We start from the raw sequence: 22,034 nt of genomic DNA on the forward strand, positions 1-22,034 counted from the left end.
AAATGAAGTAGCTCAATTCTTTGATACAGTGGCGTAACACAGGATTTAATCGCGTATTTTTACCGTTCATTACAAACAGTTCGTGACTAAATTTAAATAAGCTCCCTTTTGCAATAGGTACGAGCCCCAGTGCGGCGCCCTGCTCTTTCGCCATATAATCCGGTAACAGACCCACATACTCTCCTGTCATTATCGCAGACATCGCTGCATCGAATGAGTCTGAGAAAGTCTGAATAGATAACCTGGTTTCATCTTCGATATAGTTAGCCGACGATAAGCCAGAAATACCAATTGCAGGATAGTCCCCTATTTTTACCCCTTCTGGTAATTCAGTATCGCGATACTTTGCTAAAGGGTGTGTCGGTGCACAGTAAAGCCGACCTTCAGTTTTAATGCCAACAGGATGAAAGGTTACTGATTCCGGTTTAACCATGTCATAGGTTGATACAACGAGGTGGCACTCACCAGATAGAGCAACATGCTCTACTTCATTGTATAGACGAGTTTGGATATTAACGTGAATATCGTCAAACTTCTTCATTGTACTTTTAACCGCTTTACTTACTGCTAAGTGCATAGAAAGCGGAAGACCAGCCATCAACACCAAAGTGATATGACCAGAATAGTCATCATGCAACGATTTCAGATTGAAGACAAAGTTGTCGAAGGCATTAAAGATGCGTTTGGTTTCTTGGAAAACCACCTCACCCTCTTTTGTCATTTGAAAGCCACCACGGCCGCGATGACATAACACCAAATCTAAACGTTCTTCCAGTTTTTTGATGGCTGCACTGATGTTGGGTCGTTGCATACGCAACACGGGTTCTGCCGCAGTAAATCCGTTGCAGCTCGCTACAGCGTAAAACACACGCAGTAGCTTTATATCTGACTCCTGAAGACGATTAAGCATATTAGCACCTGTTTATAGGTATAGTTATCGATACTCAACTTAGAACTATATTCAACTAATTGTGCTATTACAACGACATTTTGCGGCTTTTCATCTCATTTTTTATTAAAAATTTGAGTTTTGTGCTACCCAAAAATTGACGTCAAGTCGTATTGTCCACAGGAAAAAAGGGGGATTTTCTTACACCAAAAGGAAAAGTGCTGTAGTGAGTTATCCGGTTTTATACGGAAAGAACCCACATACAGCCTCAGCTAGCGGGACGCATCGCCATTTTTAAGAGAGTGTAACAACTTGCTTTCGAAGTGCTTCAATATCGTCACGCAATGATGCTGCTTTTTCAAACTCAAGCTCACGCGCATATTCAAACATCTGCTTTTCAAGCTCCGTGATTTGGTCCATTAATTCAGTAGCACTTGCTGTTTTCTGTTGCTTCTTCTTCTCTTCAACTTTGCGCAGTCTGACTTTTCCAGACGCAGGGTGCGCGCTGTCGCCTAAGTCCATAATATCGGTAATAGGCTTATTAAGTCGCATCGGCGTTATACCATTTGCCTCATTATGCGCCATTTGCTTCTCACGACGGCGCTCAGTCTCGTCCATCGCTTTTTTCATCGACTTGGTAATACTGTCAGCGTACAAAATAGCTTTACCATTCACGTGACGCGCGGCTCTACCAATAGTCTGAATTAATGAACGCTCGGCTCGCAAAAAGCCTTCTTTATCGGCATCTAAAATCGCCACCAGCGACACTTCCGGCATATCTAAACCTTCACGTAAAAGGTTAATACCTACCAACACGTCGAATTTACCCAGTCGCAAGTCTCGGATTATTTCAATTCGCTCTACGGTATCGATATCCGAATGCAGATAACGAACTTTAACGCCGTGCTCATTTAAATACTCGCTTAAATCTTCAGCCATACGCTTGGTTAAGGTAGTAATAAGCACACGTTCGTCAAGCTCTACCCGTTTTTGTATTTCAGACAGGACATCATCAACTTGAGTGGCTACAGGACGTACTTCAATAACAGGGTCTAGCAGACCCGTTGGACGCACAACCTGCTCCACTATCTCACCGTCAGTTTTCTTTAATTCATAATCGCCAGGCGTCGCAGAAACATAGATGGTTTGAGGGCAAATCTGTTCAAACTCTTCAAACTTAAGCGGACGATTGTCCAACGCCGACGGCAGCCTGAAACCAAACTCCACCAAGGTCTCTTTTCTAGAGCGATCCCCGCGATACATTGCCCCTACTTGAGAGACAGTTACGTGAGACTCATCGATAAACATTAGGCCATCTGCTGGAAAATAGTCCAATAAGGTTGGAGGTGGTTCGCCCGGAGCTCTTCCTGAAAGATAGCGAGAGTAATTCTCGATTCCAGAACAATAGCCAAGCTCCATCATCATTTCGATATCGAACTGGGTACGCTGTGAAATACGCTGCTCTTCAATCAGCTTATTCGCCTCTTGAAGTTGCTTTTTGCGATCGCCAAGTTCTTCCTTGATATGCTCAATAGCATTGAGGATTTTCTCTCGAGGGGTTACATAGTGCGTTTTAGGAAAAACCGTTGCTCGAATAACTGACTTATCGACAGCCCCGGTTAGCGGGTCGAACAGACTAATTTTATCTATCTCATCGTCAAAAAGCTCGACCCTTACGGCTTGCTTTTCAGAGTCCGCAGGGAAAATATCTATAACATCGCCACGAACACGGAACGTACCCCTTTCAAACGCTAAATCGTTACGCTTGTACTGAAGTTCTGCAAGGCGACGTAAAATGTCACGCTGGTCCATGGTGTCGCCCTGGCGAAGGTGCAATAGCATCTTCATGTAGGATTCAGGGTCCCCCAAACCATAAATAGCCGACACACTCGCTACAATGACTACGTCTCTGCGCTCCATCAATGCTTTAGTGGCGGACAGTCGCATTTGTTCAATATGATCATTGATTGACGCGTCTTTCTCAATAAAGGTATCTGTACTTGGAACGTAGGCTTCTGGCTGATAATAATCGTAATATGAAACGAAGTACTCTACGGCGTTATTGGGGAAGAATTCTTTCATCTCACCGTAAAGCTGAGCCGCTAATGTTTTGTTGTGTGCAAGAATAAGCGTTGGTCTCTGCACTTCTTTAATGACATTAGCCATGGTAAAGGTTTTACCCGACCCCGTAACACCAAGCAGTGTTTGGCCGGCCAAGCCACTTTCTAGGCCATCCACCAAAGCTTCTATTGCTTTTGGCTGGTCGCCTGCTGGCTTGTATTTAGAATGAAGCTCAAACCCTCTACTCATTTACTTAACCTTTTCTTTAGCTTACTGCTTAACATCTTGCTTGCGGTCAAACTACTCAACATTAAAAACGCACAGCCTTAAATAGCCGCTCTGGTATTAGCTGTGCTCAGACGTTTCTTTATCTAATTCAAACTGAGTAATCGCACGTTTGAAAACAACAAATGAAACACACGCCATTGCAATATTGGCAATGACCGTTCCTGCAAATAACCCTTTCAGTTCAAATAGAAAACTACCCGCAACGCTGATAGGTACGAAGAAAACAAATAAGCGGATGACACTTAACGTTAATGCCGTCATTGGGCGATGCATGGCATTCAACGATGAGTTAGTCAGAATGATAATGCCTTGCATGCCATAACCCAGCGGTACAATCATAAGAAACAGCTGTATTAGTACGCTTACCTCTGCTTCATTAGCAAAGGCGACGGCTATCCAGCTAGATAGTCCCCACATGACAAGAAAAATGGCGAACTGCCAAACCAGAACAAATTTCAATGTAAGCGAATATGCCGTTTTTACCCGTTCGACTTGGCCTGCCCCAACGTTTTGACTGATAAATGGAGGCAGTGTCATGGAAAGTGCTAGCACAACAATACTTGCAATAGACTCCATTCTATTGCCCACTCCCCACGCTGCAACCGCTTCGGCGCCGTAACCAGCAACTACAGCTGTCATCACGCCACCGGCAACGGGGGTAAGCATATTTGCACCCGCCGCAGGTAGTCCTATTTTAAGAATTTCACGGCTGCTATCACGCAACTCGGCAAGTGTCAGCAGTCGAGGCAACATCAACTTTCGACGAACGGCTAAAATATAAAGAATCCATAATGCACCAACTATCCACGCTATAAAGGTAGCGAGTGCCGCACCTTTTATTCCCATTGCCGGAATGGGCCCAAGTCCGAAAATGAAAATAGGATCAAGCAACGCGTTTAATCCGCCGCCTGCCGCCATAACAATACTGGGTGTGCGGGTATCGCCACACGCTCGCAGCACACTATTGCCAACCATCGGCATAGCAAGAAAGATGCTCGACAAGTACCATAGCCCCATATAGTCAGATATGTACGGCATGAGATTGTCTGTTGCATTAAGCAACTTAAACACAGGCTCTATGGTGAAAAAGCCAATTGCAGCTAGTGCACCCACAAGCAAAACGGACAGCATTAATGAACCCGTCGCATAATGTTGAGACTTGGTTATTTCTTTACTGCCCTGTAACTTGCCTATAATTGCAGAGGTACCAATACCTAAACCTATGTTTAGGCTTATTACGGTAAAAGTAACGGGAAAGGTAAAACTAATAGCGGCTAAAGGGTCGGTGCCCAACAAGCTCACAAAAAAGGTATCGATAAGTCCAAAGCTCATCATCATTACCATTCCCAGTATCATGGGAATAGTCATACGCTTTAACGTAGTACCTATATCTCCTTCCAATAAGTCGGAAGTACGTTGTTTAGCGTTACTTTTTATCACTTGAGCTCCGGCAAACTAAAATCCCCTCATCAATTGCGCGTTAGTGTAAAAGAGTGAACACTATTTAGCTATGCGTATTCGACAAACAAAACAAAGCATAAGAGGGTTGTATGAAAAGCGATGTTTTTGACAAAAGTACGTGCGATGACCCATTTCGCTGGCTACGCCACAAAACTACGAGTTTTTTGTAAAAATAAATCAAAACACGTGCGTATGTGTTCATTACAGTTTAATTTCTATCCTGTTTCACTTTTAATATGCAGGCAAAACGTCTCGGGCGCATCTAGCTATCCAAATAGAGCGTTTAAAAGACACACAAAAATGTTAACAAAATGTAAGGTATTGAGAATTAAGATGGATTTCATTGAATAGCATTTAGGCATTCGTTGAATTAACACACAAGCTACTTTTTGTTCAACCGATCTATTCCGATCGAGAAACAAGATCAAAAAAAACACCCTAAACCCCTGTATTAAAAAGATTATCCACTCAAAAACGCCATAACCTCATTAGATCAATACGTACGCGATCTCGTAAATAACTACAGCGATTCTAAGCTATCAACATAGTTATCCACAGATTTAGTGGATAACTAACGCCAGACCATATTCGGCGGGATTTCGTGCTCGATTAATTTCTCAGCACGTAAGTGGTGACTAACCTTTTAATCCTCAGGTACAGGTTACAGATTTATTAAAGCCTGTACATAATACCAGTATGGAAGCGCTTTTTTATTCTATTTAGTTATACCCTTTAACTTTAGTGAGATATATAAGAAAACGAGATGGGTAAAACTATCAATTACTAAAACAACCTCTTGTTCATAAGCAATGAGGGAATAATGTGCAGTTATTAACCATCATTTTCTCAGCATTGACGACAAAATGAACATAAAAGCCGTAAAAAGCTATTTTTTGCGCAGTCAGCACAAATATTTCATTTATGTTGTTGACAGTTCCTAAGTACGTCTTTAATATTCGCCTCCGTTGAAGCACAGGTCCCCCTTAGCTCAGTTGGTTAGAGCGACGGACTGTTAATCCGCAGGTCCCCCGTTCGAGTCGGGGAGGGGGAGCCACTTAGTTGGCTCTTAATCGCCTCACCCACTTCATTCTATTTTAATTCCTAAAACAACGCGTTTAGACATTAAATAACCCTAATTCAATCAAGTTGTTAAACCCGTTCTAAAAAGGGATAATAGACCTAATCTGTTTTTCTTTTTAATTCGCGGGCATTGTCCGTCAAAATTCCTCGAAGGAATTGCGTTATTCATGACTGAATTTTTACTGCTATTGATTGGTACAGTACTGGTTAACAATTTTGTGTTGGTTAAGTTTCTCGGCTTATGCCCGTTTATGGGTGTGTCTGGCAAACTTGAAACTGCCATGGGCATGTCTATGGCCACCACATTTGTACTCACCCTTGCCTCTGCATCGAGCTACCTAGTGGAAACCTATTTACTTGCTCCACTGGGCATCGGTTACCTTAGAACGCTTGCTTTTATTCTTGTTATCGCGGTGGTGGTTCAGTTCACAGAAATGGTCGTGCACAAAACCAGCCCTACCTTATATAGATTGTTAGGTATTTTCCTTCCTCTTATCACAACCAACTGTGCAGTGCTTGGTGTAGCGCTATTAAACCTTACCGAACAGCATAATTTCATGCAGAGTCTTATTTATGGTTTCGGCGCTGCTGTGGGGTTCTCTCTTGTACTGGTGTTATTTGCGGCCATGCGTGAGCGTTTAGCTGCAGCTGATGTACCTGTATCTTTTAAAGGTGCCTCAATCGCTATGATAACCGCTGGTCTCATGTCCCTAGCATTTATGGGCTTTAGTGGACTGGTGAAAGTGTAATGACGATATCTACCGCAATTATATTCGCCGTTGTTGCCATTGGCGTACTTGCGCTTATTTTTGGCTTGGTTCTGGGCTACGCGAGCATTCGCTTTAAAGTTGAGGGCGACCCGCTTGTTGAGCAAATAGATGCTGTACTACCACAAACTCAATGTGGCCAATGCGGATATCCGGGCTGTAAGCCTTATGCTGAGGCAATTGCTGAAGGTGATGATATTAATAAGTGCCCACCCGGTGGCGAAGCAACGATTAAAAAACTCGCAGACTTGATGGGAGTTGAACCTAAACCCCTTGATGCAGCTCATGGCGAAGAAGACGTTAAAAAAGTCGCGTTTATACGCGAAGACGAATGTATCGGCTGTACCAAATGTATTCAGGCCTGCCCTGTCGATGCCATTTTAGGTGCCGCCAAACACATGCACACGGTTATTACTGATGAATGTACAGGGTGTGACCTATGTGTAGATCCCTGCCCTGTCGACTGTATCGACATGGTGCCAATTGCTCAAACAACTTCTACATGGAAGTGGGATTTTGAATCATCGCCTAAAGGTGATATCCCCATCAAAATGGTGTCGTAATTGTGATGTACCCAAGTTTTGATTCAATTATAGAAACCCTTGAAGCGGGAAAGATGTACTCATTTCCAGGTGGCGTACATCCCGACGATAAGAAATCTCTATCTAATACATCAGTAATAAAGAAACCGTCGTTACCCGAATTATTGATTGTTCCTTTAAGGCAGCACATTGGCTCAGACGGTATCTGCTGCGTAGAAGTTGGCGATACCGTATTGAAAGGCCAAATTCTTTCGCAAAGCTCATCGCCTTTTTCTGTGCCAGTTCATGCGCCAACCTCGGGCGAGGTTGTTGCGATTGCTCCGCATGTTGTAGCGCACCCTAGCGGCCTAACAGAAATGTGTATTTCGATACGTCCTGACGGTAAAGACACATGGTGCGACCTATCTCCAATAGCAAATTATAGCGACATAGATAAGAACAAACTTATAGAAGCTATTTGCCAAGCAGGAATTTCAGGAATGGGTGGTGCCGGCTTCCCTACTCATATAAAAACCTCAACGTCAAAACCTGTTGAGTTTCTTATTTTAAATGGGATTGAGTGCGAGCCTTACATTACTTCTGATGATCGATTGATGCGTGAGCACGCCTGGCAAATACGCCAGGGTCTAGACATTCTTACTCACCTTATTGGGCCGAAGGCCATTGTAGTTGCGGTTGAAGACAACAAGCCAGAGGCTTTCGAAGCACTTAATATTGCCTGCCAGGATAAAAAAGACTATCGCGTTGTTAGCGTTGAGACTAAATACCCTGCCGGCGGCGAAAAACAGCTGATTCAGGTACTGACTGGCCGAGAAGTTCCAAGAAATGGATTGCCTGCCGACGTAGGCGTGATGATGTTCAACGTTGGTACCTGCTATGCCATTGCAGACGCTATTTTACACGGCAAGCCGCTGATTGAACGGGTTGTTACCGTAACTGGTGAAGCCGTTGAATCACCAAGCAATTTTAGAGCGTTGTTGGGTACGCCCGTCTCTCATCTATTGGATGAAGCAAACTACAACCCGAAAAAACAGAAAGCACCTAAAGTGATTATGGGCGGGCCTATGATGGGCTTTACCTTATCAGACGCTACGATCCCCGTGGTTAAAACCACAAACTGTTTGCTGGTTCCTGCAAAAAAAGAGCTGGTAGACGACAATGCAGAGCGCCCCTGTATTCGCTGTAGCGCATGCGCCGACGCATGCCCTGCGTCATTGCTCCCCCAACAAATGTTTTGGCACGCCAAAGCAAAAGAATACGATAAAGCCGAAGAATACGACCTTTTCGACTGTATAGAGTGCGGCGCATGTGCTTACGTTTGCCCCAGTGAAATCCCACTGGTGCATTACTACCGCCAGGCTAAATCCGAAATACGCATTCAGCGTGATGAAAAGAACAAGGCCGAGAAAGCTAAACAGCGTTTTGAAGCACGTAAAGAACGTTTAGAGCGCGAAAAACTTGAGCGCGAAGAAAAACATAGAAAAGCAAAAGAAGCACGATTAGCCGCCAACAAAGCCAAAGAAGAAAGTGCAGTAGCCGATAATGCGAATAGCGCTGTCGATGCTGGCGCAACTGAGGCCAAGGACAAAGTAGCGGCGGCGCTTGCGCGTGCGAAAGCAAAGAAAGCGGCTATGCAGGCCAACGCAAAGGATGAAAGTAATACAACAAATACCAACGAACCAAGCACTGCGGCAGACGATAAAAAAGCACAGGTAGCAGCAGCTATTGCCAGAGCTAAGGCGAAAAAAGCCGCACAAGCCCAGAATGAAGCTCAACTTGAAAGCGCGGATAAGCAAGTTGAGCAAGCGTCATCGCCAGAAGATGATAAAAAGGCAAAGGTTGCTGCAGCAATCGCCAGAGCAAAAGCGAAAAAAGCCGCGCAAGCTCAAAACGAAACGCAAGATGAAAGCGCTGTCGAACCATCAACCACAGAACAGCCAAGTAACCAGTCATCATCACCAGAAGATGAGAAAAAAGCTAAAGTTGCTGCCGCTATCGCTAGAGCAAAAGCAAAAAAGGCCGCGCAAGCCAGCCAGTCTGAAGCATCTTCAGCAGAAAAAACTGCGGGCTCTCAAGGCGAAAAGCATACTGAACTTTCCGATACTGAAGCTAATTCAGAGCTAAACGCTGAAGCGCAGAAAAAAGCGCGTATTGCCGCGGCAATCGCTAAAGCTAAAGCGCAAAAAGCTGCTAAAAATAGCGAAGACGGTCAGCCTGACAAGTCAGTTTCAGAGCAAGGTGCGCCAACTCAATTAGATGAGCAACCAGACAGTCACTCCAAAGAACAGCTAGATGAAAAGCAGGCTAGGATCGCAGCGGCGGTAGCGAAAGCGAAAGCTAAAAAGGCCGCTTCGCAAAAAGCGCAAGCATCTAGCCCTGATGGCGAGGCTGGTATTGAGATTCAAGACGGTAACTCGCCAGAAGAAGCCAGTTTTCAAAGCGTCAGCGAACAAAACAATAGTGCTCAGAGTGATAGCGCATCAGATTCAGCTAACAACTTGAGCGAAGCGGATGAAAAAAAAGCGCGCATTGCTGCTGCGGTGGCGAAAGCGAAAGCCAAAAAAGCGGCTAAGCAGGAAGAACATCAAGGAAGCGAGCAAACTGATGCTGACGACGCTGCCTCGACAAATGAAGCTGACGAGAAAAAGGCGCGCATTGCTGCCGCAGTGGCAAAGGCTAAAGCAAAGAAACTTGCTCAAGACAGTAATGGCAATGTAGCGACCTCATCAAATACTGCTGAACAGGAAAGTAGTAAAGCACATGAGCAGAGCGAATCGTCTAGCCGTGTAGGTCAAGCAACAAGCACGCAAGCTCCTTCTCAACCGACGGCACAAGATGAAAAGAAAGCGCGCATTGCAGCTGCAGTAGCAAAGGCTAAAGCAAAAAAAGCAGCAGCTGAACAAGAGAAAGAATCATAATGAAGTTAAGTTTATCGAGTTCACCACACCAACGGGTTAAACGCGATACTGGCCAAGTCATGCGTATGGTTATTTATGCCATGCTCCCTGGCATGATTGCACAATCCTTCTTTTTTGGCTGGGGAATGCTCATTCAAGCCATTATTGCAGTAGTGAGTGCACTGGTCATTGAAGGCGTGATTTTATTTTTAAGAAATCGCCCCATCGAGCGCACATTAACAGATTACAGCGCAGTATTAACCGGCTTACTCATCGCAATTAGTATTCCTCCTACCCTACCTTGGTGGATGACGGTAACGGGTGTTTTCTTCGCTATTGCGGTGGCTAAACAGGTTTACGGCGGGCTTGGCTTTAATATTTTCAACCCTGCCATGATAGCGTATGTGGTGCTGCTTATTTCATTCCCTGCGGCTATGAGCCTATGGCTGCCTCCTGCGACTCACGCTGGCATTACGCCAAGTTTCTTTGATTCGGTATCACTTATATTTACTGGTTTTACTACTAGCGGATACGATGTCACTCAACTCAAAACCATTGCCGATGGTGTAACCATGGCTACACCGTTAGACACATTGAAAACCGACCTAACGCAAGGCGTAACATACTCAGAGTCATTGGCGAAGCCAATCTTCGATGGCGGGGTATTCGAAGCTGCTGGAGCAGGGTGGGGAATGGTGAGTCTTGCGTATTTACTTGGTGGCCTCTACCTTTGGAAGACCCGCGTTATCAGCTGGCATATCCCGGGAGGTATGCTGCTAAGCGTTTTTGTTTGTGCATCACTGCTTCATTTAGCAAACGCCGATTACTACGCTTCACCGCTATTTCACCTGTTTAACGGTGCAGTAATGGTAGGCGCCTTCTTTATCGCCACCGACCCGGTTTCAGCATCAACAACACCAAGAGGCCGCATTATATTTGGTGCAGCGATTGGCTTTTGGGTGGTAATAATCCGTACCTTTGGTGGTTACCCTGATGCCGTAGCGTTTGCGGTTATTATTATGAATATGGCGGTGCCTTTGATTGATTACTATACCCGTCCTCGCGTGTACGGCAAAAACGTTAAAGGTCGAGGTAAACACTAATGATGAAAGAAAGCCTGGCCAAAAACGGCCTTATGTTAGGTGCGTTTGCCGTTGTTACCACAGCATTAATAGCACTCACATTTTTTGGCACCCAAGATAAAATTGAGCAACAAAAGCAGCAAAAACTGCTAAGCGTACTTAATGAAGTCGTGCCTAGCGAATTCCACGACAATGCCCTTTACGCCAACTGCACAGAGGTCAATGCACCTGAACTTGGCAACAAAAAAGCCCACAAAATATATCGTGCGACGTTAAATGGCCAACCTAGCGCATTAGTATTAGAAGCCACTGCTCCAGACGGATACAGTGGAGATATCGATATCGTTGTTGGTGTTAAAGTGGATGCACACGTTGGTGGAAACACACAAGGCGGCTCGAGTACTGACTCGCTCGACGGTGAGAGCGAAAATCTCAATATCACCGCGTTAGCGCTCTCGGAGTTGGCCGAGCTTGACTCAACACCTCAGAAGTCATCTGAGCAAGACGAGAATGCGTCCGATATTTCTGCGCCCAACACTAATAGAATCAGTATGAGGGTGCTTGGCGTGCGCGTTATCGAACACAAAGAAACCCCTGGGCTTGGCGATAAAATAGAGCTTGCCGTTAGCAATTGGATAACGGAGTTCAGTGACAAGCCTTTTTCACCCGACAATTTGGCGCCTTGGCAGGTCAAAAAGGACGGTGGTGAGTTCGATCAGTTCACTGGCGCTACCATCACGCCGAGAGCAGTAGTAAGAGCAGTACGCGAAGCCTTGCTTTACGCACAGGCCAACCAATCTGCACTTTTCAACGCTCCAAACACCTGCGCAATTACAGATTCCGTTGAAACAATTGATGCGATTAACGTGAATGAGGCTCAACCTCATAGTGTAGAGGAGCTATAACGTGACTGATTTTCGCGACCTGTCTTTACAAGGGCTTTGGAAGAACAATCCTGCGCTGGTACAACTGTTAGGTTTGTGCCCGCTATTGGCCGTTACCGCGACGTTTATCAATGGTCTCGGGTTAGGCCTTGCTACCATGTTGGTACTTATTGGCAGTAACGTTACCGTTTCACTCGTTCGTAATGTGGTAAGAAACGAAATCCGCATTCCCGTTTTTGTTATGATCATTGCTGCGTTCGTTACCATTGTTCAGCTATTAATGAATGCATACACCTATGACCTTTACTTAGCGCTAGGTATTTTCATTCCGCTGATTGTAACTAACTGCGCCATCATAGGCCGCGCAGAAGCCTTTGCGTCGAAAAACGGGCCGCTTGCCTCTGCCTACGACGGATTCATGATGGGACTGGGTTTTACCGCAGTGCTGGTCATTTTAGGTGGTATGCGTGAGATATTGGGTGCAGGTACATTGCTAGCAGGTGCAGACAGACTGTTTGGCTCAATTGCTGAGAACTGGACCATAACGCTTTTCAACACTGAAAATCCGTTTTTGCTTTCGATACTGCCGCCTGGTGCCTTTTTAGGTATGGGTCTTCTCATTGCTATCAAAAACAGTATTGATGCAAAGTTAGCCGCTAAGCAAACATCGCCTACAGTGAAGGCTGAACGGGTACGCGTTACAGCTGAAAGCTAAACGTTAAAAATCAAAAACAAAAAAGTATTTAGAAATGAATGATGTCGTTAAGCCGGCCAAGCCGCTTTCTAAGCAGGAAAAAGTAAAAGAAATCATGCGAATACTGGATGACCTTTATCCGGAAATTCCTATCTTTTTAGATCATAAAGACCCATATACGTTACTCATTGCGGTTCTCCTATCGGCGCAATGTACAGACGAGCGCGTTAACCAAATTACGCCAAAGCTCTTTGCTCGGGCAGATAATCCGTACGACATGGTATTGATGAGTATTGAAGAAATTCAAGACATTATCCGTCCTTGTGGTTTATCTCCCATGAAGTCCAAAGGCATTTGGCATTTGTCTGACATGATCATCAAGCAGCACAACGGTGAAGTGCCTGCAAACTTTGAAGCGCTAGAAGCCATGCCCGCAGTGGGTCACAAGACTGCCGCTGTGGTTATGTCTCAAGGCTTTGGCATTCCTGCTTTTCCCGTAGATACTCATATCCACCGATTAATGTATCGCTGGGGTTTGTCGAACGGAAAGAGTGTTGAGCAGACAGAGCGTGACGCAAAACGCTTATTCCCAAAAGAAAGGTGGAACGATTTGCATCTGCAAATCATTCTATATGGCAGAGAATACTGCCCTGCCCGCGGTTTCGACTTAAACAAGTGTGTTATCACACGCGAGTTCGGCAGAAAGAGTTTTATTAACGAAGTGCTGAAAGAACAAGAGAAAAAGCAAAAATTGGCGCTTAAGAAGAAGCGTAAATAGAAACTTTCAGAAAGGAGCCTTAGGCTCCTTTTTTATTCTCCATTTATTTTCTCTCAAAAGAAATTTTGCGACTAACATACGACTTACGCTTGTGGTTTGCCTCGAAAGGGACAACCAAATTGGCTATGATGGATGGGTTAGAGTTTTGCTCGCGCAAATAAAAAAGAAATATAAAAATAAACCCATGGAGAACACATGTCTCGATTGAATACTATCGCTAGAAGGCTAGCGTTTGGTGCATTAGTAAGTGCATGCAGTTTTGGTGTTTTTGCAGAAACTTCCCCCATTACTGACGAGCAAAAGAAAAATGCGGAAGCATTAATTCAAAAAGCCCTGAAAAGTGATTTAGGCTATAGCATTGTTGAATCACTAACCACTGAGATTGGCCCTCGCCTGGGCGGCTCTGAAGCAGAAAAGCGAGCTAGAGATTGGGGCGTGGTGGTAGGAGAGCGCCTAGGTTTTGATAAAGTCAGCATAGAAGAATTCACTATGCCATTTTGGGATAGAGGCCACCTACACATTTCACTCACGGCGCCTTATGCCCAGCCGCTTTACGGCACAGCCCTTGGCGGCGCTGCGCCTTCTGAAAGCGAGCTCAATGCAGACATCGTTTATTTCAGAGATATTCACGCGCTAACCGCAGTTAAAGATGGTGCCCTTAAAGGCAAAATTGCATTTGTAGACGGCGACGCCATGGTTAAAAGCCAAACAGGTGCAGGCTATGGTCAAGCGAACCAACGTCGCCGTATTGGTTGGCAACATGCTCAACGCGGCGGCGCTGAAGCGCTGGTCGTGCGCTCAGTAGGTTCAGACTCTCATCGTTTCCCTCACTCAGGCATGATGAGCTCAGACGGCGATAATTGGGCAGATATCCCCGTAGTCGCTATCTCAAACCCAGACGCAGACCATTTACGACGTTTACATAACTTAGGTAAACCGCTGTCATTGTCGCTTCACTCTGAATCGAAATGGAAAGGCGAAGTAAACAGCGGCAATGTAATACTGGATTTAGTGGGCAGTGAGAAGCCCGAAGAAATTATCCTTATTGGCGGCCACCTAGACAGCTGGGATTTAGGAACGGGTGCAGTTGATGACGGCGCGGGCGTTGCTATTACCACGGCAGCGGCTGCGTTAATTGCTTCTTTACCAGAGCGCCCCAAACGCACCATTCGTGTGGTCATGTTTGGCGCTGAGGAAGTGGGCTTATTAGGTGCCTTTGCTTACGCTAAACAACACGAAAAGAACCTTGAAAATCACGTTCTGGCCACAGAGTCTGACTTTGGTGCGCAAACTATCTGGCAACTAGTGTCAAATGTGAATCCTGAAGCGACTGTGCTAGTCGATGAAATCGCGAAGATTTTATCACCGCTAGGTATAGTGCGTGGCGGTTCAGACATTGCCGGCGGAGGCCCTGACATTATTCCGCTAGCAGCGAAAGGCGTACCAACGATTAGGTTAAATCAAAACGGTAGAGATTACTTTGATCTTCACCATACGCCAGATGATACCTTAGACAAAATTGACCCCGATGAGCTTGCGCAAAACATTGCAGCCTACGCAGCAAGTATATACTTGTTAGCCGATTCGGACGTTGACTTAAAAGCTAAACAGTAGTTTCACGTTAGTAATCATCAAACATTGGTCAGTGCATCTCGTGCTGGCCAATGCTTACCAGTGCTCTGCTTACCCTCGCCTCTGCTAATACCCATTCTGCATTCCCACGCTCCGCTAGCAAACTTGCCAGCGCCTTCTGAGTAGGCAATGATCTATGTGGATTGGTAAATATACCTCGTCCGAAATACTCAGGCTTTATTGCGCTTGAATAAGCTGGGCAACAAATCGCTTCGCCTCTTGCCTTGATGGCAGCTCTACATGCCGATACGTATTCGCATGTTTAAAAGCAACGGTTGTTTTATTTATGGAGATATTTGAGATTAACGCACCTGACATGGCGCTATTAAAGGTAGAGATAGAATCTTGAAATTGCATAGTAAATACTTCTTTATTAATGTTGTTTGTTTTGAATTCCTCGCAGGTTGGGTAAAGAAATCGAAAAACGATAATTAGGCTCTAGCGTGAACATAGCGTTTCAGAAAGAGCCCACTTTTTTGAGGTCACTTCAGAAAAGAGAAATGACCTTAGATAAGCATAGAGGTCTTATCGAACTACTACGTTAGCAGCTTGAGGACCTTTTTGGCCTTGTTCAACTTCGAAGCTAACTTCTTGGCCTTCTTTCAACGTTTTGAAACCGTCAGAAGCAATTGAACGGAAGTGTACGAATACGTCTTTGCCGCCAGCTTCAGGAGTGATGAAACCAAAACCTTTTTCTTCGTTGAACCACTTAACTGTACCGTTTACAGAATTAGACATAATAAAAACCTTTTAAAAAAATTGATGTAATGGTGGAAAACCACCGAATAGCTATAGACATCTCCAAGCTAGTAAAGCAGTTGTATATCTATATAAAACTTCAATTTGAAGGATTTAAAAAAGAGGTACAGCGCAGTATTAGGTAAAGCAAATAACATATCTAGAGCGATGCGAAAGGTACAGGTAATTGCGAGCAATGTCTACTAGTTTTCAGTTTATTTTTTAACCAAAACACAACTTTTTTACAATTTTTTTTGGCGAAGATGAATACGTATGTTTGTTCAAGGCACTTGAAAGCTAGGTTAACCTTGCTTTTTTGCTATAGGTTTAAATTATGACAGATACGTATGCGTTAGAAGGTAAAACAGCCATCGTTACCGGAGGCGGAAAAGGGCTAGGTAAAACTCTCGCTCAATTTCTACTAGAAGCAGGAATGAACGTGGCCATTTGTGGGCGCACTGAAACTGCGGTCAAGCAGACTGTAGAACAGTTCGACGCCCTATTCCCAGGCAATGTCATTGGCCAAGTTTGTGATGTATCGAAAAGCGCTGATGTTGCCAGTTTTGTTAGAAAGGTCAAAGATACATTTGGCGAGCTACACGTCCTAATTAATAACAGTGGCTTTGGTAAGGAGACCCTTATTTGGGAAACCTCAGAGAAAGCGTGGGACGAAGTAATGGATACTAACGTAAAAGGGACTTTTCTCATGTGCAAAGAGGTCGTGCCTCACATGATTAACAACAAGGAAGGCTACATTATCAACATCGCTTCTCAGGCGGCATTGAACGGCTATGCCAATGCAGGCGTTTACTGTGCATCAAAATTTGCGATGGTGGGGCTTGGAAAAGCGTTGCAAGAAGAGATTCGCCCCTACGGTATTCACGTCCATTCCCTAAACCCTGCACTGATACAGTCGCAGAAAGCAGAAACAGAGAAAGTGGACGATGGCCTAATTCAAAATGAAGACTTAGGCAACATGGTGGTTTACCTATTGAGCCAACCTCGCCGTCTTAAAATTGATAATATCGGTCTATGGGGCTATTAATACCAGTCCGCATAGATAATTACCCACTCAGCGAGACTTAAAATGTTCGTAATCGCGGCGTGTTACCGCAGGTATAGTACGTTTAACTAGAATTGTAATATTGTCTTAAAGCGTTAACATTTCCTCATTAACATAAAAGCGTGTTGTTTGCGTTTACTCAAATAAAGTACCCATCGTATTTATATGTACAAAAAGTAACGGCCAACACGCAATCACGGTGCAGTGTGCCATCGAGTAATTCCGATGGCTCAAAAAAGGAATCTCTTATGCGAATGCTTCACACTATGCTTCGAGTTGAAAACTTAGAGGCCTCTCTTCACTTTTATACCTCACTGATGGGCATGCGCCTTCTTCGCCAGTCTGAAAACAAAGAGTATGAATACACGCTAGCTTTCGTGGGATATGGCGATGAAACCGAGAGTACCGTCTTGGAACTTACCTATAACTGGGGCGACAACACCTACGATAAAGGTAACGCGTATGGTCATATTGCGATTGAGGTCGATGATATCTATCAGTTTTGTGAAAACTTAGAAACAAACGGCGCTGATGTATATCGTAAACCGGGGCCAGTAAAAGGCGGCTCCACAGTTATTGCTTTTGTTCGCGACCCCGATGGGTATGCAATAGAACTCATACAAAATAAATCCATTTCGCTATGAAATGGTTCAAAAACAAGAACTGAAGATACAGAAGCGATTTGAACGCTTAAGTCGCCAAACTATCAACTTGAAAACGTGCGGCACTGGAAAAAACCGATGAAAAACCACATGGAGTGACACGACATGCTACGTAACCGCTTATTATTTTCGCAAAATGATAAAAACAAAAGCCAAGCTAGAACAGCGATAAGTCGGAAACCTCGAGCAGCGCACAATATAAGCTTGCGCAGTAAGCCAAAAGCAAAACTGGCCACTATTCTGCCAGCATTGTTTGTCGCTTTTGCTGGTGCAGTTGCTGCTGGCAGTGCGTTATCGGCCATGGCTGCAAATAACGAGAATGCGCAAACACACGCTGACACAAAAGAAAATGTTGAAACGCACTTTACCGTGATAGCCCATCGCGGCGCGTCGGGCTATTTACCTGAGCATACCCTTGAAGCAGCTACCCTCGCCTTTTCTCTGGGCCCTGATTTTATTGAACAAGATGTTGTTATCACCAAAGACGACATACCCGTTGTGCTACACGACATCCACTTAGAAACGGTCACCAATGTAGAAGATGTGTTTCCTGCACGCCACCGCGATGACGGACGCTATTACGCGCGTGATTTTACTCTTGAAGAACTGCGACAACTGCGGGTACACGAGCGCGCTAACAGTGACGGGAAGCAAGTTTTTAAAGATAGGTACCGCGGCACACATGCTAATTTTAAAGTGGCCACGTTAAATGAACACTTTGAGCTAATCAGCGAGCTAAATCGCCAATTTGGAACGTCTGTCGGGGTTTATCCTGAAGTAAAGTCCCCTGCCTTTCACATTAAAGAAGGCGTTGATGCCAGTAAAATCGTTGTAGATGCTTTGAATGCTTACGGGTTTGGTGGAGAGAGCGGTAATAGCTACCTGCAATGCTTTGATTTTAACGAAGTTAAGCGCGTTCGTGAAACCCTGGGCTATAAAGGCAAAGTTGTGATGCTGATTGGCGAAAACGACTGGGGCGAAAGCGACACAGATTATAACTGGCTGCGCACTCAGGAAGGCATGCAGCAGGTTGCGTTGTATGCCGATGGCATAGGCCCTTGGTTAGGCCACTTACTCGATAATGAAGCGATGACTCAGGGAAAAATAGAAGCCGCGGCATGGATTGCCTACGCCCACGAAAATAACCTGACAATCCACCCCTACACCTACCGACATGATGCACTACCAGCAGGTATGAGTTCAGAACAAGTCTTGGAAGTTTTAGACAAGGTGGTAGGTGCTGACGGTGTTTTCACCGATCATTTAGTACCGGTATTAAGGTGGCGAGAAAAATTAAACTAACGCATTTTAAAGCGAGTGTAGGCGCGACAATTAGCGCCTAGGATTTTGAAAGTCGCACCACCACGCGTCTGTTTTGGGCGCGGCTTTCTCGCGTATCGTTTGGCGCAATATGGCGTTTCTCACCGTGGCCTGTCAACTGAATTCGATCTTCAGGTACACCTAGCGTAGTCAAATAGCTTTTTACTTCGTTAGCACGTCGAATAGACAACTGTTCATTATTATAGCGACCGCCGTAGCTATCGGTGTAACCATCAAGAAGCACAAGCTCAAGCTCGCTGTCTTCTTTTAAGTATTCACCTATCATGGTTAAGCGCTTCTGCGAATATTTGGTTAGCTCTGTACTGTTGTTTTGATACGACAATACCGTGTAGGCAATGTCATCAAAACCGAAGGGCAATAAGTTCGATACACACTTCACAAATTCACGATACACACCAGAGAAGTTGCTAGCGTTTAATGCCACACTCACTTGGTCGTATTTGTTATACCAATCTTGGTAATAGATTGTGGGCCAAAAGCCTTTTTCTAATTCAGACAACATAGTCCAAGCCGCATCCTGCGGAAGGTCGCCATTGTACTGTTTACGAATAGACATGTCGGCAATGGTTTTAGGCGCAACGCCGGGCATCCATTTAGGTGGTACAGAATAAACAGCAGCCATATCAAATTTGCTTGGCAGCAAATACATGTCCAGTTCAAATTCCATATTAAGCTGCTTCGACGCTGAGCTCGTGAACATGGCTTCGCCATAACCGGGTAGTTCGTGGTTCAAGGTACACTGAAGTCGGGTGTCTTTGTCTATTCGCCAGTTGGAGCTTTCTATGGTTGCAGAATATTGCCGCATGGCAGCGTGGGAAGACAATGACCCCAGCATCCCCAATAAAGCGATGTATTTTAATTTCGACACCATTTCGACACCATAACGAAAATCAGACTAACACAGGTAAAAGACAACACTACGTGCACAAATTACCGAACATAATGAATCAAATTAGCTCACACAAAAAGAAGAAATGTGCCTAATGATTTTTTCACGCTTAATTTGATTATCGTCCAAATTGTAGAAAAGTTTAGCGTTTAATACCATTCGCGTTTTGTACTTTTGCTAGCCCCCTGATTTAACAGTTTATAAATTGCAACTGGCAACTCGAGAGTATCCTTGCGATAATTCTTTTACGCAATATGCTTCGCAGGTTGGTACGCATTTTAGTCACCAACCAATTAACGCAATCGAGTCTTACAAGAGTGTTTATGTCTGCCAACCCGCCCCTTCTCTCCCAGCGCTTTCGAGGTTACTTTCCCGTTGTTATCGACGTTGAAACGGCCGGATTTAATGCAGGCACTGACGCCCTGTTAGAATTAGCCGCGGTAACGGTGAAAATGGATGAAAACGGTATACTTCATCCTGATCAAACTTTTCATTATCACATTGACCCCTTTGAGGGCGCTAACCTAGAGCCAGCAGCCTTAGAATTTAATGGCATCGATCCTAATTGTGCATTGCGAGGGGCTATTGAAGAAAGCGAAGCCATGAAGGACTTATGTAAAGGCATCCGCAAGGCGCAAAAAAATGCAGACTGCCAACGTTCAGTTATTGTTGCTCACAATGCAACGTTCGATCAGAGTTTCGTCAATGCCGCGATAGAACGCTGCAATATAAAACGCACGCCGTTCCATCCGTTTGTTTCATTTGACACCACCAGCCTTGCTGGATTGGTCTTAGGCCAAACGGTTTTGGTAAAAGCATGCCGTGCAGCGGGGATCGCATTTGACCAAAGTGAAGCGCACAGTGCGCTGTATGACGCCCAAAAGACCACCGAGCTATTTTGCTATATGGTAAATCGCTATAAAGCGCTAGGCGGATGGCCTGTAGAAAATAAAGAGTAGTTTTATTCAAACTGATATAAACAAAAACAGCGCCAAAAGGCGCTGTTTTTTTATAATCTTTAAACAGTTTAGCTTATAGCTTGTCTGCTTCTTCAGATAGGTACTTAGCAACACCTTCAGGCGACGCATCCATACCAGCTTTACCTTCAGTCCAACCCGCTGGGCAAACTTCACCATGCTCTTGGTGGAATGCTAGTGCATCAACCATGCGTAGCATTTCATCAACGTTACGGCCAAGTGGAAGGTCATTGATTACCTGATGACGTACCATACCTTCTTCGTCGATTAGGAATGAACCACGGAACGCAACGCCATCTTCTGGGTGCTCAACATCGTATGCCTGGCAGATGTCGTGCTTAACGTCAGCAACAAGGGTGTACTTAACCGGACCAATACCACCTTGATTTACCGGAGTGTTTCTCCACGCATTGTGTGAGAACTGAGAGTCGATTGAAACACCGATCACTTCAACACCACGCTTTTTGAACTCGTCGAAACGCTTGTCAAAGGCGATAAGCTCTGACGGGCAAACAAACGTAAAATCTAGTGGGTAGAAGAATACAACAGCTTTCTTGCCCTTGATTGCTTCACTTAGTGTGAAAGTGTCAACAATTTCACCACTACCAAGTACCGCTGCTGCAGTAAAGTCAGGTGCTGGACGGCCAACTAATACACTCATGAGTCTCTCCATTTATATTTGGATTGTAATAATAGAAGTGATTACGTTGCGTAACCACTTTGATAAGAAATTTCTTTCAAAGAAAATAGGTACGAATATGGAAATAACAATATTAAACAACGAGTTTTTTTACTGATCATACCAATAACCGCTTAACATCCCCCCACACTGTTCAGTCTTTCTTCAATTACCTTGTATTAAATTTGTCATTATCCACTTGCTAAAGCAAAGAATAACAATTATTATCATTTACAGATTCATTTGGAGTACGTTTAATGTTTGTTTGCATGTGCTATGGGGTAACTGATAAAAGCATTCGCGCAGCGGTTGAAGAAAACGGTGTGGGAAATATGCGAGAGTTACGTCAACATTTAGAGCTTGGCTCACAATGCGGTAAGTGCATCAACATGGCGCAACAGATCATTGACCAAACTATCGTCGATGAGTCCCTATTCAAAGACGTTGGCTAGGCAATTAGCCAACCCGCGTATTCTTAACATGCAATGTCATCGCTCTTAGCATCCTTGGCTAGACTTTAAACACCATATTTATTATCACGATTATTCCTTTAAGTGACCTAAGTCATATCCTAGTTTAATTACCTAAGTAACATTCACATCGTCACCTAAAACGATAGGTTGTTGTCCT

The 22,034-nt window shown here is 44.6% G+C and carries 20 protein-coding genes and 1 tRNA gene; 14 read left to right on the top strand and 7 right to left on the bottom strand.

Features of this window, described 5'->3' with window-relative positions:
- The 3 genes from QVA83_RS17980 to QVA83_RS17990 all read right to left on the bottom strand — a co-directional run.
- Window positions 1-910 (bottom strand): LysR family transcriptional regulator (locus tag QVA83_RS17980; RefSeq protein ID WP_287498776.1); only part of this gene is annotated, 910 nt, incomplete at its 3' end.
- 273 nt (window positions 911-1,183) lie between these two features.
- Complete coding sequence (uvrB, locus tag QVA83_RS17985; RefSeq protein ID WP_014948785.1) at window positions 1,184-3,199, bottom strand: excinuclease ABC subunit UvrB; 2,016 nt, start codon at window positions 3,197-3,199, stop codon at window positions 1,184-1,186.
- Window positions 3,200-3,295: 96 nt separating this feature from the next.
- Window positions 3,296-4,678, bottom strand: a complete 1,383-nt coding sequence (locus QVA83_RS17990; protein ID WP_044583734.1) for an MATE family efflux transporter — start codon at window positions 4,676-4,678, stop codon at window positions 3,296-3,298.
- A gap of 998 nt (window positions 4,679-5,676) precedes the next feature.
- On the opposite strand from QVA83_RS17990, the gene QVA83_RS17995 reads away from it, so the two are divergent.
- From QVA83_RS17995 to QVA83_RS18035, 9 genes are all read left to right on the top strand, one after another.
- A tRNA-Asn gene (locus QVA83_RS17995) sits at window positions 5,677-5,753 on the top strand.
- A 193-nt stretch (window positions 5,754-5,946) separates the two neighbouring features.
- Window positions 5,947-6,528, top strand: coding sequence for an electron transport complex subunit RsxA (gene rsxA, locus QVA83_RS18000; protein WP_014975993.1), 582 nt, complete (start codon window positions 5,947-5,949; stop codon window positions 6,526-6,528).
- Window positions 6,528-7,109 carry an electron transport complex subunit RsxB gene (gene rsxB, locus QVA83_RS18005; protein ID WP_014975992.1) on the top strand — a complete coding sequence of 194 codons (582 nt, stop codon included), beginning with the start codon at window positions 6,528-6,530 and terminating at the stop codon, window positions 7,107-7,109. Before rsxA ends, rsxB begins: the two co-directional genes overlap by 1 nt.
- Before the next feature lie 5 nt (window positions 7,110-7,114).
- Window positions 7,115-10,006 (top strand): electron transport complex subunit RsxC, encoded by a 2,892-nt coding sequence (rsxC, locus tag QVA83_RS18010; protein ID WP_069943948.1) that lies wholly within the window; start codon window positions 7,115-7,117, stop codon window positions 10,004-10,006.
- A complete protein-coding gene (gene rsxD / locus QVA83_RS18015; protein WP_061485157.1) occupies window positions 10,006-11,088 on the top strand; it encodes an electron transport complex subunit RsxD in 1,083 nt (360 codons plus the stop codon). The genes rsxC and rsxD overlap by 1 nt, the downstream gene beginning before the upstream one ends.
- On the top strand, window positions 11,088-11,972 hold the full coding sequence (locus QVA83_RS18020) for an RnfABCDGE type electron transport complex subunit G (RefSeq protein ID WP_069943947.1): 885 nt from the start codon (window positions 11,088-11,090) through the stop codon (window positions 11,970-11,972). The genes rsxD and QVA83_RS18020 overlap by 1 nt, the downstream gene beginning before the upstream one ends.
- Before the next feature lies 1 nt (window position 11,973).
- Complete coding sequence (locus tag QVA83_RS18025; RefSeq protein ID WP_156078083.1) at window positions 11,974-12,666, top strand: electron transport complex subunit E; 693 nt, start codon at window positions 11,974-11,976, stop codon at window positions 12,664-12,666.
- 34 nt (window positions 12,667-12,700) lie between these two features.
- Window positions 12,701-13,423: an endonuclease III domain-containing protein gene (locus QVA83_RS18030; RefSeq protein WP_014975990.1), complete on the top strand. Its 723-nt coding sequence runs from the start codon at window positions 12,701-12,703 to the stop codon at window positions 13,421-13,423.
- Window positions 13,424-13,618: 195 nt separating this feature from the next.
- Window positions 13,619-15,037, top strand: coding sequence for a M20/M25/M40 family metallo-hydrolase (locus tag QVA83_RS18035; RefSeq protein WP_156078082.1), 1,419 nt, complete (start codon window positions 13,619-13,621; stop codon window positions 15,035-15,037).
- A gap of 195 nt (window positions 15,038-15,232) precedes the next feature.
- Here QVA83_RS18035 and QVA83_RS18040 read toward each other — a convergent pair whose 3' ends face one another.
- Together QVA83_RS18040 and cspE are read right to left on the bottom strand one after the other, a co-directional pair.
- On the bottom strand, window positions 15,233-15,412 hold the full coding sequence (locus tag QVA83_RS18040) for a hypothetical protein (RefSeq protein ID WP_039233139.1): 180 nt from the start codon (window positions 15,410-15,412) through the stop codon (window positions 15,233-15,235).
- A gap of 168 nt (window positions 15,413-15,580) precedes the next feature.
- The gene (cspE, locus tag QVA83_RS18045; protein WP_014948776.1) at window positions 15,581-15,793 is read right to left on the bottom strand and encodes a transcription antiterminator/RNA stability regulator CspE; all 213 of its coding nucleotides are present in this window, start codon (window positions 15,791-15,793) and stop codon (window positions 15,581-15,583) included.
- Window positions 15,794-16,127: 334 nt separating this feature from the next.
- On the opposite strand from cspE, the gene QVA83_RS18050 reads away from it, so the two are divergent.
- From QVA83_RS18050 to glpQ, 3 genes are all read left to right on the top strand, one after another.
- A complete protein-coding gene (locus QVA83_RS18050; RefSeq protein WP_069943945.1) occupies window positions 16,128-16,838 on the top strand; it encodes an SDR family oxidoreductase in 711 nt (236 codons plus the stop codon).
- Between the two features lie 266 nt (window positions 16,839-17,104).
- Window positions 17,105-17,500 (top strand): lactoylglutathione lyase, encoded by a 396-nt coding sequence (gene gloA, locus QVA83_RS18055; protein ID WP_014948774.1) that lies wholly within the window; start codon window positions 17,105-17,107, stop codon window positions 17,498-17,500.
- 123 nt (window positions 17,501-17,623) lie between these two features.
- A complete protein-coding gene (gene glpQ, locus QVA83_RS18060) occupies window positions 17,624-18,820 on the top strand; it encodes a glycerophosphodiester phosphodiesterase (RefSeq protein WP_156078081.1) in 1,197 nt (398 codons plus the stop codon).
- A 37-nt stretch (window positions 18,821-18,857) separates the two neighbouring features.
- Here the strand turns inward: glpQ and QVA83_RS18065 are convergent, their stop codons facing one another.
- Window positions 18,858-19,730, bottom strand: a complete 873-nt coding sequence (locus QVA83_RS18065) for a flagellar protein MotY (protein WP_014975986.1) — start codon at window positions 19,728-19,730, stop codon at window positions 18,858-18,860.
- Between the two features lie 341 nt (window positions 19,731-20,071).
- Here QVA83_RS18065 and rnt point away from each other — a divergent pair, with 341 nt between their 5' ends.
- Complete coding sequence (gene rnt / locus QVA83_RS18070) at window positions 20,072-20,707, top strand: ribonuclease T (RefSeq protein WP_156078080.1); 636 nt, start codon at window positions 20,072-20,074, stop codon at window positions 20,705-20,707.
- A 73-nt stretch (window positions 20,708-20,780) separates the two neighbouring features.
- On the opposite strand, the gene QVA83_RS18075 is transcribed toward rnt, so the two are convergent.
- A complete protein-coding gene (locus QVA83_RS18075; RefSeq protein ID WP_014948770.1) occupies window positions 20,781-21,386 on the bottom strand; it encodes a peroxiredoxin in 606 nt (201 codons plus the stop codon).
- A gap of 275 nt (window positions 21,387-21,661) precedes the next feature.
- Between QVA83_RS18075 and QVA83_RS18080 the strand changes: the two genes are divergently transcribed.
- On the top strand, window positions 21,662-21,856 hold the full coding sequence (locus tag QVA83_RS18080) for a bacterioferritin-associated ferredoxin (protein WP_014948769.1): 195 nt from the start codon (window positions 21,662-21,664) through the stop codon (window positions 21,854-21,856).
- Window positions 21,857-22,034: the final 178 nt, after the last annotated feature.

Source organism: Alteromonas sp. AO-Serp (assembly GCF_017849675.1).
In the GTDB taxonomy this organism is placed as follows: Bacteria; Pseudomonadota; Gammaproteobacteria; order Enterobacterales; family Alteromonadaceae; genus Alteromonas; species Alteromonas macleodii.